This is a genomic window from Streptomyces sp. NRRL S-455 (genome assembly GCF_000717875.1).
In the GTDB taxonomy this organism is placed as follows: domain Bacteria; phylum Actinomycetota; class Actinomycetes; order Streptomycetales; family Streptomycetaceae; genus Streptomyces.
In genome coordinates this window covers 1-12,179 of the sequence record NZ_JOCT01000006.1, presented here as the reverse complement: position 1 = coordinate 12,179, position 12,179 = coordinate 1, and the positions used below count along the sequence as shown (strand labels likewise).

Annotated in this window: 14 protein-coding genes and 1 pseudogene; 5 read left to right on the top strand and 10 right to left on the bottom strand. The window is 71.0% G+C overall.

Features of this window, described 5'->3' with window-relative positions; all coding sequences use genetic code 11:
- Nucleotides 1-39: 39 nt before the first annotated feature.
- On the top strand, nt 40-741 hold the full coding sequence (locus tag IE97_RS0110645; protein WP_030235521.1) for a response regulator transcription factor: 702 nt from the start codon (nt 40-42) through the stop codon (nt 739-741).
- Entirely contained in the window at nt 738-2,090 is a 1,353-nt protein-coding gene (locus tag IE97_RS0110640; protein WP_030235518.1) for a sensor histidine kinase, read from the top strand. Before IE97_RS0110645 ends, IE97_RS0110640 begins: the two co-directional genes overlap by 4 nt.
- Nucleotides 2,091-2,093: 3 nt before the next feature.
- Here the strand turns inward: IE97_RS0110640 and IE97_RS0110635 are convergent, their stop codons facing one another.
- On the bottom strand, nt 2,094-2,618 hold the full coding sequence (locus IE97_RS0110635) for an SgcJ/EcaC family oxidoreductase (RefSeq protein WP_030235515.1): 525 nt from the start codon (nt 2,616-2,618) through the stop codon (nt 2,094-2,096).
- A 172-nt stretch (nt 2,619-2,790) separates the two neighbouring features.
- Between IE97_RS0110635 and IE97_RS0110630 the strand changes: the two genes are divergently transcribed.
- Nucleotides 2,791-3,630 (top strand): PhzF family phenazine biosynthesis protein, encoded by an 840-nt coding sequence (locus IE97_RS0110630; RefSeq protein ID WP_030235512.1) that lies wholly within the window; start codon nt 2,791-2,793, stop codon nt 3,628-3,630.
- A gap of 16 nt (nt 3,631-3,646) precedes the next feature.
- Here the strand turns inward: IE97_RS0110630 and IE97_RS0110625 are convergent, their stop codons facing one another.
- The 4 genes from IE97_RS0110625 to IE97_RS0110610 form a co-directional block, all read right to left on the bottom strand.
- Nucleotides 3,647-4,225, bottom strand: a complete 579-nt coding sequence (locus IE97_RS0110625) for a Uma2 family endonuclease (protein ID WP_030235509.1) — start codon at nt 4,223-4,225, stop codon at nt 3,647-3,649.
- 50 nt (nt 4,226-4,275) lie between these two features.
- Complete coding sequence (locus IE97_RS0110620) at nt 4,276-5,280, bottom strand: hypothetical protein (RefSeq protein WP_063752191.1); 1,005 nt, start codon at nt 5,278-5,280, stop codon at nt 4,276-4,278.
- 273 nt (nt 5,281-5,553) lie between these two features.
- Entirely contained in the window at nt 5,554-5,736 is a 183-nt protein-coding gene (locus IE97_RS0110615) for a DUF397 domain-containing protein (RefSeq protein WP_030235502.1), read from the bottom strand.
- Complete coding sequence (locus IE97_RS0110610) at nt 5,733-6,485, bottom strand: helix-turn-helix domain-containing protein (RefSeq protein WP_037837023.1); 753 nt, start codon at nt 6,483-6,485, stop codon at nt 5,733-5,735. Before IE97_RS0110610 ends, IE97_RS0110615 begins: the two co-directional genes overlap by 4 nt.
- 147 nt (nt 6,486-6,632) lie before the next feature.
- Here IE97_RS0110610 and IE97_RS0110605 point away from each other — a divergent pair, with 147 nt between their 5' ends.
- Complete coding sequence (locus tag IE97_RS0110605) at nt 6,633-7,034, top strand: hypothetical protein (RefSeq protein ID WP_234310705.1); 402 nt, start codon at nt 6,633-6,635, stop codon at nt 7,032-7,034.
- A gap of 14 nt (nt 7,035-7,048) precedes the next feature.
- On the opposite strand, the gene IE97_RS0110600 is transcribed toward IE97_RS0110605, so the two are convergent.
- The 3 genes from IE97_RS0110600 to IE97_RS0110590 form a co-directional block, all read right to left on the bottom strand.
- On the bottom strand, nt 7,049-7,708 hold the full coding sequence (locus IE97_RS0110600) for a DUF5063 domain-containing protein (RefSeq protein ID WP_030235492.1): 660 nt from the start codon (nt 7,706-7,708) through the stop codon (nt 7,049-7,051).
- Nucleotides 7,701-8,300: a recombination mediator RecR gene (recR, locus tag IE97_RS0110595; RefSeq protein ID WP_003991835.1), complete on the bottom strand. Its 600-nt coding sequence runs from the start codon at nt 8,298-8,300 to the stop codon at nt 7,701-7,703. Before recR ends, IE97_RS0110600 begins: the two co-directional genes overlap by 8 nt.
- Nucleotides 8,301-8,400: 100 nt before the next feature.
- Entirely contained in the window at nt 8,401-8,742 is a 342-nt protein-coding gene (locus IE97_RS0110590) for a YbaB/EbfC family nucleoid-associated protein (protein WP_030235486.1), read from the bottom strand.
- 262 nt (nt 8,743-9,004) lie between these two features.
- On the opposite strand from IE97_RS0110590, the gene IE97_RS0110585 reads away from it, so the two are divergent.
- Nucleotides 9,005-9,757, top strand: coding sequence for an SLATT domain-containing protein (locus tag IE97_RS0110585; RefSeq protein ID WP_030235484.1), 753 nt, complete (start codon nt 9,005-9,007; stop codon nt 9,755-9,757).
- Between the two features lie 8 nt (nt 9,758-9,765).
- Here the strand turns inward: IE97_RS0110585 and IE97_RS0110580 are convergent, their stop codons facing one another.
- Both IE97_RS0110580 and IE97_RS0110575 read right to left on the bottom strand, forming a co-directional pair.
- Nucleotides 9,766-11,313: a substrate-binding domain-containing protein gene (locus IE97_RS0110580; protein ID WP_030235481.1), complete on the bottom strand. Its 1,548-nt coding sequence runs from the start codon at nt 11,311-11,313 to the stop codon at nt 9,766-9,768.
- 128 nt (nt 11,314-11,441) lie between these two features.
- A pseudogene (locus IE97_RS0110575) lies at nt 11,442-12,179 on the bottom strand (serine/threonine protein kinase); the annotation flags it as partial.

Sequence of the window (12,179 nt, the reverse complement as noted above, 5' to 3'; positions counted from 1 at the left end):
GGCCCCGGTGGCTCAACTTTCAAGTACTAGGGTTCGGCTGTGCGCGTACTCCTGGTGGAAGACGATGAACCGGTCGCCGAGTCCCTCAGACGCGGCCTCAAGCGCTACGGCTTCGAGGCCGAGTGGGTGACCACGGGCGAGGCGGCACTCAGGCACGAGGGACCGTACGAGGTCGTCCTGCTGGATCTCGGCCTGCCCGACACCGACGGCCTGGATGTCTGCAAGGCGCTGCGCGAGCGCGGCGACGTCCCGATCATCGTGATCAGCGCCCGCAGCGACGAGACGGACCGGGTGGTGGGCCTGGAGATCGGCGCGGACGACTACGTTTCCAAGCCGTTCGGCGTCCGTGAGGTCATAGCCCGCATTCGCGCGGTCATGCGCCGCGTACAGCCCCGTAGCTCCGCCCCGGGCTCGCCCGAGAACGGCCCCGACCGCTACGGCACCCGTCTGACCATCGACCGCAAGGCGGCCCGGGTGCGCTTGGACGGCGAGGAGGTACCGCTCGCGCCCAAGGAGTACGACCTGTTGGCGTTCCTCACCGAGGAGCCCGGTGCGCTGATGTCGCGCGAGCAGATCATGGAAGCGGTCTGGGACGAGAACTGGTTCGGGCCGACGAAGACACTGGACGTGCACGTGGCGGCGCTGCGGCGGAAGCTGGCGGGCGCGATCACGATCGAGGCGGTGCGCGGGGTCGGCTTCCGCCTGGAGATCGTCAAGGACGAGGACAGCGGCGCCTCATGATCCGCCAACTCGTCCGCAGCTACGTCCTGCTCGTCGCGGTGGCCATCGCGTTGTTCACCGTGCCGGTGGCCTTCACGCTCACGGACCAGTTGCGGGGCGACACCCAGGCGTCGGTCCTGCGCGAGGCCGACGCCATGGCGCTGCTGCTGGGCGACGGCCGGGCCGCCTCGTGCCAGGCCCTGGAGGAGATGGCCAAGGCCTACGACGACGAGATCCAGGTCACCACCACCCCGAGCTGCGCGGCGGACCTGCCCCGGCTGACCCGTGACGCGGCACTGACCAGGGCCCTTCAGGACGGCAGGCCCACGACCGACTGGGGCTCCTCCTTCATCTGGGGCCCCGAGCTGGTGATCACGGTCCCCGCCCGCGCGGCCGGCACGGACCGGGTCGTCGGCGCCGTACGCATCCTCTATTCCACGGACGAGATGACCGGCCGTCTGTGGCAGATCTGGGGCTTCCGGGCGGTCCTGGCGGTGCTGGTCCTGGGCGTGGCAGCCGTGCTCGGCGTCGTCGCGGCCCGCCGGCTCACCCGCCCGCTGCGCCAGCTCAACGACATGGCCAGCAAGTTCAGCGACGGCGACCTGACGGCCCGCTCCCCCGTGACGGGCCCTCCGGAGACCCAGACCCTGGCCCGCACCCTCAACCAGGGCGCGGAACGCCTGGACACCCTGATCGCGGCCCAGCGCATCTTCGTAGCGGACGCCTCCCACCAGCTGCGCACCCCGCTCACGGCTCTGCGGCTGTCCCTGGACAACATCGCGGACGGCGTCGACGACGAGTTCGTCCGCGAGGACGTCGAGCAGGCCACGGCGGAGGTCGTACGCATGAGCCGCCTGGTCAACGGCCTGCTGGTACTCGCCCGTGCCGAGGCCAAGGTGACGGCGGCGGAACCGCTCCCGCTGATGGACATCGTGCGGGAGCGGCTCGCCGTATGGAGGCCGGCCGCCGACGAGCGCGGAGTCACCATCGCGCTCAGGGGGAGTACCGACGGCCGGCCGTCTGCGCTGTCCAGCCCCGGTCATCTGGACCAGATGCTGGACAACGTGCTCTCCAACGCCCTGGAGGTGTCACCCGACGGCGGGACGATCACCGTGCGGCTGGACCCCGGGGGCGATGTGGTGGGGGTGTCGGTCCTGGACGAGGGCCCCGGCATGTCGGACGCCGAGAAGTCCCGCGCCTTCGACCGCTTCTGGCGGGGCCAGGGCTTGACCGGGAAGGCCGGCTCCGGCCTGGGTCTCGCCGTCGTCAAGCAGCTGGCGACGGACGACGGCGGGACCGTGTCCCTGACGGACGCCCCGGGCGGCGGCCTGTGCGTGACGATCACGCTCCGGGCCGCCCACCGCGGCTGAGGCTCACCCCTCCGGCATCTTCGAGGAGTGGTGGTTCACGATCAGCCACTTCCCGTCCCGCTGCTTCTCGTAGGCGTAGGTGTAGCGCGCCTTGACGGTGCTCTTCTCGCCCGTCTCGTGGTCGGTCAGCGCGAACTCGTACACACCGGTGTCGATGACGGTGTCCCGGTCGAGCACGTTGACGACCGACTCGACCTTCGTCCCCACCGGCTTGTTCTGCAGGAAGTGCTCGAAATAGTCGACGATCTCGGCTCTGTCCGTACGGACGTTGTTGGAGACGGTCGGCAGCAGGACCGCGTCCTTCGCGTACAGGTCGGCGACCTTGTTCGGGTCGCCGGTCCGCAGCGCGGCGTTCCACTGATCGAACAGCGAGAGTACCTGCGCCTTGGTCACCGGCTTGGTGTGCTTGGCGGACTCGCTCGCGGAGTCGGCCCCGGCAACCCCCGCCCCGAGGGCGAAGGTACCGGCGGCGGCGACCGCGACCGCGGCGGCCAGGGCTATGCGCCGGCGGACGGGGCGACGGTTCATGGCATCTCCAGTGAGTGAGAGGGAAGTTGACTTGCCTCCGCTTCCTCTGCGGTGGAAGTGACTCCAGACTCGCCTTTCACCGGTTAGGGGTCGTACAGCCCGCGTACAGGGGACGTACAGGGAGCCCCCAAATCACCCAGCGTGACGGCGAGGCGGGCGCTACCGTCTGGGGATGGAGATATCGCGCTACGTGGCGTTCAGCACGGATCCCGACGGCGGCAACCCCGCGGGGGTCGTGCTCGACGCGCGCGGGGCCGACGACGCGACGATGCTCGCGGTCGCGGCGGAAGTCGGCTACTCGGAGACCGCGTTTGTGGTGGAGGGGGACGACGGCGCCCTGGACGTGCGCTACTTCAGCCCGCTCGCCGAGGTGCCGTTCTGCGGCCATGCGACGATCGCGACGGCCGTGGCCCACGCGGAGCGGCACGGCACCGGGCGCCTGCGGCTGCGCACGGCGGCGGGCCCGGTCACCGTCACCACCGACCGGTCGGCGGACGGCACCCTGGTGGCGACCCTGGTGAGCGTCGCACCGCGGACGGCCCCCATCGAGGACGCCGACCTGGCCGAGCTGCTGGCCATCCTGGGCTGGTCCGCGGCCGACGACCTGGACCCGGCGCTGCCGCCCCGGGCGGCCTTCGCCGGAGCCTGGCACCCGGTCATCGCCGCCGCGAGCCGGGACCGGCTGGCCCGTCTGGACTACGACATGGCCGCGCTCACCGCCCTCATGGCCCGCCGGGACTGGACCACGATCGACCTGGTCTGGCGGGAATCACCCACCGTCTTCCACGCCCGCAACCCGTTCCCGCCCGGCGGTGTGGTCGAGGACCCGGCGACGGGGGCGGCGGCAGCCGCGTTCGGCGGGTACCTGAGGGAACTGGGCCTCGTGCGGGCCCCGGCCACCCTCACCGTTCACCAGGGCGTGGACATGGGCCGCCCGAGCACGATCACGGTGACGGTACCGGCGGAGCCGGACACGGGCATCGGCGTGACCGGCACCGCCGTACGGCTCTGAGCGCCCCGGGCCGGCCTCAGTCGGCGAACTCCTTCAGCGGCTCGGTGTCCAGGGCGAAGTTCACCGGGTCGGGGAGCTTGACGGTGGCGCCGAAGGGCAGCTTCTCCGCGTGACGGTAGCGGCCGTTCTCGGGCTGGTTGAACACGACGACCGACGCGTCGTCCCGGTCGACGAGGAGGTAGACGGGGATACCGGCTGCCGCGTAGCCGTCGGGCTTCTCGACGCGGTCGCGCTGGTTCGTGTCGGAGTCGTACGACGTGATCTCGACAGCCATCAGGGCGCCCTCGGACTCCGACCACTCGCCCTGACCCTTGAGTCCGCCCACCCGGACCAGCACGCCGTCGGCACGAGCGCGCCCCTTGCGGTGGCGCTCGGTCTTCAGCCCACTCTCCGCGTGCAACCACAGGTCAGGCCGATGCTGCATACACACTCGTTGCAGCCACGCAATCATCTCGCGGTGATTGCCGTCCGCCATGGGCTTGACCACGACCTTCCCGTTGATGAACTCCAGCCACACGGTCTCCGGGGCATGGCGTTCCAGCTCCTCGAACTCCTCGACGGTCATGTGCGGCCGGTGTTCGGTCCTGGGGGTCATGGCGTCGCCTCCTCGACACCATGGTGCCCTGACCGGGGCCTCCTGCACGCTCACAGCGCCCTCTCGGCCTTCGCGCGCAGGCCGCCCGCCGCCCGTACCTCGGCCGCGCGGCGTGCGACGTCCACGACCTCGTACACCGGGTCGGGGTCGGCCAGGAAGGTGGCGGGGACGTATCCGGCGTCCAGCTGACCGGCCGCCTCGGCCGCCAGGTCCGCCTCGTACTCGGCGCGGCAGTCCGGGCACATGCCGCCGCCGTCGATCTTCGTGGTCAGCTCGTCCGCGTCACAGGAGATGCAGCACATGATCACGCGGTCCACGCGGGCCCGGCGCGGTGCGGCCTTCTGCCGGATCTTCGCCTTCTTCGGGGGCATCTTGTCCTCCAGTCGTCTCCGGGCGAGGCCGCCCGGGTTGGTCACGGCGGGCGGCAGCCCGTCCGTCAGTGCCTTGGTGATGTCGCCGGGGGTGGAGCCGCGCGACAGCCACTCCCCCACGAGCGTTTCGAGGGACCGGCAGTCGGAGTCGGACAGCGGCATACGCGGGTCCGCGTCGCGGAGTTGGGCCAGGGTGCGGTAGGCGGTGCGCTCGGGCTCGGGCTCCGGCTGCTCGCCGGTCTCCTGCGGCGCGGGCTCCTCGGTGGGCTCCTCGATGGGCGCCTCGGGCTCGTCCGTCCTGGCCAGCCCGGGCCGGTAGTCGTCGGTGACGATCCGTCCCTTGCGCTCCCGCGCGAACTCCGCCCACCACTCCGGTGACCTGCGCGTACGCGACCAGTACGTCCGCGTCACCCACCGCATCGAGTTGTCCTCGACGGTGATGTGCTCCCGGATCTGCCGCGAGTGGCCGGCGTCGCTGATGCTCCGCAGCGAGGTGCGGACGGCCTGCTGGCCGTAGCGGGGGTGCACGGAGGCGATCGCCTTGTAGCCCATCGCGTGGCCCTCTTCGAGATGGTCGACGAAGACGGCGATCTCGCGGTCGCGGGGGCTCAGGTGTGCGAAGTCCGGGTCCGCGTGCGGGTCTTCGTCACCCGCGGGGCGTTTGCCGTAGCCCGTTTTGGCCATCGGGTGGGACGGGGTCGGCAGGGCAGGGCTAGGCTGTGAGTAAGCCACGATCGAGTCCGTTTCGATTCGTCGGTCAGGCCCCGGAGCCGGTGTTGGCGCACCGACCGGGGCCGATCTATTGCCGCGAACCTAGAGGCGCTTCACGCTGCGGCGCAAGCCGGTCACGGAACGTCACCCGTTCGAGGTAGGCGGCTGCAACTCACCTACAGCCTTGGTTGGTTGGGTTGGATTTTCCCAGCCCAGAAACCCAGGGAAGGGCTCGAAGCCCGAGGCTCAAGCCCCGGGCTGAACTGCGGCAACGAACGCCGCCCAGGCGGGTGCGGTGACCTGGAGCTCTGGGCTCGCAGGAAGCTTGGAATCGCGGATGTGGACGGCGGTGGACCTGGCGACTTCGACGCAGGCGCCGCCTTCGGAGTCGCTGTAGCTCGACTTGATCCAGCGCAGTTGGTCACTCATGACTGATCCACCATCCGCTCCATGAAACGCGCCGACTCATCCGGACTGAGAGCCTGCGCGCGGATCATGCTAAGCCGCTCCGTGGCGCGACTGACAGCCCCCGGATCGGCCGTCATCTCGCTCCCCAACTGACCTTCGGCGTAGGCGAAACGCTCGTGGTCACGGGTTTCCAGCAGCACCAGGGGCCCCAGAAGCGCTGCGGTGATGGCCCGGTCGAAGGGCAGGACCTGCACCACGACGTTCCTCAGGCGGGAGACTTCCAGCAGGCGGTGCAGCTGTTCCACGTCCACCTGCGAACTGCGCAGCGCAGCCTCGTAGATGACGAAGCAGAGGGCCACCGGCGGCTTCCGTTCGGTGAGGATCACCTGCCTTTCCAGGCGGGCAGCGACCCGTTCCGCCGCCGTCTCCGCATCCAGGGGCGGTACATGGTTCTCAATGAGTGCCTGGGCGTAGCGCTTGGTCTGCAACAGGCCGGGAATGTACATGGCTTCGTACCACCAGAGGCTGATCGCCTCCCGCTCCCTCTCCATGAAGTCCTGCGCCCGCGCCGGGAACTTCTCCCTCTGCAGGTACTCCTTGGCCGCGCTCAGCAAGCCCTCGGCCCGGCACAGTTCGTCGGCCGCGTCGAGGACGCGCGGTGTCGGCATGCGGACGCCCTGCTCCATGGACTTGATGGTGTCCGGGGAGTAGTTGGCGGCGGCGGCCAGTTGTTCACGGCTGACGTTGGCCTTGGTGCGCCAGCGCTTCATCTGGTTGCCGCTGTAGCGCCAGGCGACCGGCGGCTGGGAATTGGAGTCGTACTGGCCCGGCACAGCGCCCACCTCCGTCGGTTACAGCGTGGCGTGTACCACCACAGTCGCTACCGACCGTAGCCGCGCGAGCACGAGAGTGTGGCCATGAAGAACGCGATTCACCGACCCGAGTGGGTTCCGGCGGCAGGTCATCAACTCCACGTCGCGGGAGTGCACTTCGACGCGGTACGGGTCGAGGGCCTGCGGGGGGAGCTGGTCGCCGAGTGGCTGATCGAGGCGTCGGACGGGGACGCGGGGCCGATCGTGTGCGAGGCGAGCAGGTCGCGGTGGGTGTACTTCCTGCTCGCGCCCGGGGCGGTACCGGGACGCGACTGGCCGCTCGGCGTGCAGCGGTTGGGCGGTCGGGAGCCGGGTGCGGTCGCGGTCACGTACGTCGGGATCCCGGCGCTGGAGGGCGACACCTGGCCGCTCAGGTGGTACAGCGAGCCGACGCCGACCGCCCCGTACGTCGACGGGGAGGCGCTGGCCGCCGCCGTGGGCCGGTAGGCCGGTGAGGCCGGTTACGTGGCCGGGCGGATGCCGAGCGGGCCGGCGATCTCCTGTGCCATGACCCTGCCCGCCTCGAACTCCAGGGTGTCGTCGCCCATGCCCTGGTCCGTGTCCAGGCCGTCGAGTTCGGCGAGGGGCTGGTTGAGGCGGACGTGGGCGAGGATCGACTGCAGGGCGCGGAGGGTCGCGGAGGCGGTGGAGCCCCAGTTGGAGAAGTAGGAGAACTGCCACCACCACAGGGCCTCGGTGGTGCGGCCGGCGCGGTAGTGGGCCATGCCGTGGCGCAGGTCCGTGATGACGTCCGTGAGGTCGTCGGAGATACGGGCCGGAACCGGGGCCTTGCGGGGCTCGTAGGGGTCGAAGACCTCCGAGTAGACGTCGATCGGGTCGAGGAGGCGGGCCAGGTTCTCGCGGAGTTCGTCGACGTCCGGCTCGGGGCCCGAGTCGGGCTCGTAGCGCTCGTCCGGCACGATGTCCTCGTGCGCGCCGAGCCGGCCGCCGGCCAGGAGGAGTTGGGAGACCTCCAGGAGGAGGAAGGGCACGGCCGATTCCGGCTCGTCGCCCTTCGCGACCTCCGTGACGGCGACCAGGAAACTCTCGACCTGGTCCGCGATCTGAACCGCGAAGTCGTCCGGGTTCTGGTCGGTCGCGTGCAGCGTGGCGTCAGACATCTAGGAGTCGTCTCCCCTCGAAGGCGCGGCCGAGCGTGACCTCGTCCGCGTATTCCAGGTCCCCACCCACCGGGAGGCCGCTGGCCAGGCGGGTGACCTTCAGGCCCATGGGCTTGATCATGCGGGCGAGGTACGTGGCTGTCGCCTCGCCCTCGAGATTCGGGTCCGTGGCCAGAATGAGCTCCGTGACCGTGCCGTCGGCCAGGCGGGCCAGGAGTTCCCTGATCCGCAGGTCGTCCGGGCCCACCCCGTCGATCGGGCTGATCGCGCCGCCCAGCACGTGGTACCGGCCCCGGAACTCACGCGTGCGCTCGATCGCCACGACGTCCTTCGGCTCCTCCACCACACAGATGACGGCGGGGTCGCGGCGGGTGTCGCGGCAGATGTTGCACAGCTCCTCCTGCGCGACGTTGCCGCAGGTCGCGCAGAAGCGGACCTTCGCCTTGACCTCCATGAGGGCCTGGGCGAGCCGCCGTACGTCCGTTGGTTCGGCCTGGAGGATGTGGAAAGCGATCCGCTGGGCGCTCTTCGGACCGACGCCGGGCAGTCGCCCCAGCTCGTCGATCAGGTCCTGGACCACGCCTTCGTACAACGGACTGCCCTTCCCGGTTCCTCGAGGTCGTTCGCTGCGTACGGCCTCCCCGTACGTACCGTAGTTGTCCGCCGCCTCTTCGAGGAAGGCGGTACGCGTCTCAGAACGGCAGTCCCGGAATACTGCCGCCGCCCAGACCCTGGGCGAGCGGGCCCAGCTTCTGCTGCTGGAGCGCCTGCGCGTTCTCGTTGGCCGCCTGGACGGCCGCCACGACCAGGTCGGCGAGGGTCTCGGTGTCGTCCGGGTCCACCGCCTTCGGGTCGATCTTCAGAGCGCGCAGTTCGCCGGCGCCGGTGACGGTCGCGGTCACCAGGCCGCCGCCGGCCTGCCCGTCGACCTCCGTCTGCGCCAGTTCCTCCTGCGCCCGCGCCAGGTCCTGTTGCATCTTCTGGGCCTGCTGGAGCAGCTCTTGCATGTTGGGCTGGCCACCACCGGGGATCACGATCAGCTCCTTGCTCGGTACGGGTTTTCCCGTTCGGCACGAGCCTACGTGGTCGTGCCCGCCTGTGCCCCAGCACTCTTTCGAGTGACTTCCGCTCGCACCCGATATCTGATCAAGGAATACTTCCGGGCGGAAAAGCGGCGAAAGCTACATCTTCGCCACCCGTCGGGGGGTAGGAAGGGTCCGGCGCGCAGGGCACGGGATGCGTCCTGTACGTCCTGCGTGTCGTCTGTCACGCAGCGTGGTCAGTTGGGAGTGCCGGGTGGGTCAGCCGGAGATGCAGCCCGAGGGGCCGCCTCAGGGCGAACGGGGCGAGCGGGCGGCCCGGCTGCGGCCGGGCGATCTGACCGGGCGGTCCTTTCCGCTCGGGGACTGGGGCGAGCCGGCCGTACGGCTGGACGAGCTGTACCGGTGGGTGGAGAACGGGGCCTTGCGGACGGCGGCCTGGTATCTCGTGGACCGGGTGTGGAAGCGGCGGTGGGCGCGGGCGCTGCGCTGCGGGGCCGCGGTGGGGGCGGTGACCGGGGTGGCGCTGCCCCTGCTGGATCTGACCGGGATCGCGGACGGCCTCGCGCCCTGGGGGTGTCTGGCGCTGCTGCTGGGGGTCGCGTGTGTGGCCGTCGACCGGTACTTCGGGGTGACGTCGGGGTGGATGCGGGACGTGGCCACCGCGCAGGCCGTGCAGCGGCGGTTGCAGGCGCTCCAGTTCGACTGGGCGGCGGAGAGCGTACGGGAGGTTCTGGGGCCGACGGAGGGGACGGCCGCGGAGGCGGCCGAGCGGTGTCTCGGGGTGCTGCGGCGGTTCTCCGAGGATCTGAGTGAGCTGGTGCGGGGGGAGACGGCGGAGTGGGCGGGCCAGTTCCGGAGCGGGGCTGCGCCCGTGGGGGTGCAGACGGCGGTGTTCTCGGGAAGTGGGCGGGGGGCCGAGGCCGGTGGCGTGAACGGGCGGTTCTCCGTGCCGCCGGGGGGTGCGAGGCCGAACATGCCCCGGCAGCGGCCGCCGGAGCCCAGGTGACGCGGTCGTCAGACGCCGTCGTCCCGCGCGCAGAGTGTCAGGCCCTCCGGGGTCCAGCACGGCACGTGGCCGTGCGTGCGGATGACGTCCTGGCCGTTGCCCCGGGACAGGTACGTGAGGAAACTCGACGCCAGGGAGTCGGCGGGGGGCCGGCCGTAGGTGTAGGCGTACTCGATCTCGCGGTACGGGTAGTCGCTGGTGCCGTGTTCGATGGCGTCGACGGAGGCCGGGTCGCCGTCCAGGCGCAGCGTGTGCAGGCCCTTCGCGCGGGCGGCCAGGTTGAGTTCGCTGTAGCCGATGGCGCCCGGGAGGGCGGCGACCGTGGTCAGCACCTGCTGCGTCGAGTCGAGTTCGCAGCGGATGACGGCCGCCGTCGGATCGTCCTTGTGGACGCAGTCGACGGATGAGTTGGCGATCTCGCCCCGGCCCAGCACCCGGCGCTGGAAGACCTGTCTGGTGCCGGAGTTGGCGTCCCTGCTGACCAGGTGCACACGGAGGTCGGGGCCGCCGAGCTGCCGCCAGTTGCGGATCTCGCCCCGGTAGAGGCGCCGTACGTCGTCCGTGGACAGGTTCTTCAGGTGTACGTCGTCGTGGACCACGAGCGTGAAGACCGACACCGCCACCCGGTTCTCCCGGAGTGCGGGCAGGCCGGCGGGCTTGGGGCCGTCCGACAGGGCCACCACTGGCGGGGAGCCCTGCCCGTCCCGTGCGGCCCGGGCGCCGGCCGACGCGAGCTCCCGCAGCCCGGCGGTCGACCCGTGCGTGTCCACTTCGATGGCCGGGTCGCCTCCGCAGTCCCGCTCGTACTTCCGGGCCACCTCGCGCAGGACGGGCGCGAACGCGGTGGAGCCGGTGAGGGTGAGCGTGCCGCTCGCGCAGCCGATCGGGGGCGGGGTGTCGTCCTGGGCGACGACGATCGCCGCCAGGGTGACCACGCTCGCGGTGAGCGCGATGGTGATCAGCCGCGCCGCGCGGCTGAACAGCGGCGGTGTGTCGTCCGGCGTGGCACTGCGGTTGGGGTGCACCTCGCCGTCGCGCAGGCCGCCGACCAGCCTTATCTCGTCACCGACATCACCGCCGGACAGCAGGACGAGCAGCTTGAAGTGGTCGCCGCGGTTGAGCGGGACGCGCGGGATGCGCAGCGTGTTGCCGTCGTGGGCGAAGCCGCGCTCCGCGGTGAAGTGGTCCATGAGGTGGTCGGTGTCCGACGGCTGCGTCACCGACACGCCGCGGACGGTACGGCCGGCGAACACCGCGGTCAGGCCGTGGACTTCGGGTCCGGTGTAGTCGTCGCGGTCGATGCCCTGCGAGCCGTCGTTCTCGATGCGCAGCAGGACCAGGGTCGCGTCGGCCATGCCCTCGTCGAACAGGCCGAGGCGGCGGTTGGCGCGGCCCGAGCGGACGTCGTCACCGATGGGGTTGTCCATCTGCACGCGGTAGCCGATGCGTTTGCGGCGCGGTACCCGGCGCTCGTACCAGACCATGACGCCCGAGGCGACGATGCCGAGTGCGGCCGTCGCGACGGCCACGACGTTCTCCGTGCTCAACCACTCCATCGTCGGTGCCCCCGCCCCCGGACGAAATCGATGTGTCCGGACACCGTAAGGGTGGGAGGAGGGGCATCAGGGAGTCGTCGGCGTGAGTTCGCCCGACGTTCAACCTCCGGGCGGGAAAGGTGCGTTGGTCACTGTCTCGTGTAGGCCAGCCGCTCCCCGCTGCTGGTGTTCACGCGCTGCAGTGTGCCGTCGGACAGGAGGGTGATCTCGGTGGCCGCGCCCGGGGTGCAGGCGGTGCGGGGCTGTCCGACGGTCACGGTGGACGGGCCGATCCTCAGCGGGCCGTCGCCGTCGGGGGCGTCGGTCAGGTCGCCCTCGAAGACGCAGTGGTAGGTGCCGCCCCCGTTCGTGGGGCCGTCCGCCACGAGGGAGAGGACCGTGTCGCCGGACTCGCCCTGCTTGATGGTGAGCCGGCGGGTGTGCTGTCCGTCGGCGTTGTCGATGGTCGTGGTCCAGGTGCCGAGGTACGCCGTCGGGATCGCGCCGTCCGAGGGGGACGCGGAGTCGCCCGGTCGTGAGGGCGCCGGGGACGGGCCGGCGGCCCGGGGTGCGCTGGTGCCCTGCGAGAGGGAGGGGGTGGGGTCGTCGGCGGCCCGGTCGCCGTCGCCGCCCTGCATCAGCGCGTACACCGAGCCGCCCGCGGCCAGCGCGACGACCAGGGCGATCGCCACCAGCAGCGCGGTGGAACGGCCGTCTCTGCGCGGCGGTTCCTGAGGCGGACCGTACGGCGGGTTCGTGCCGTACGGGGGTGGGCCGTAGGGCGGGGTGGAGCCGAGGCCGCCGTAGGCGGGGTGGTGCGACGGTGCGGCGCCCTGGGGGCCGGGCTGGGGGTGCTGTTGGGGGTGTTGCTGGGGGTAGCCGTACGC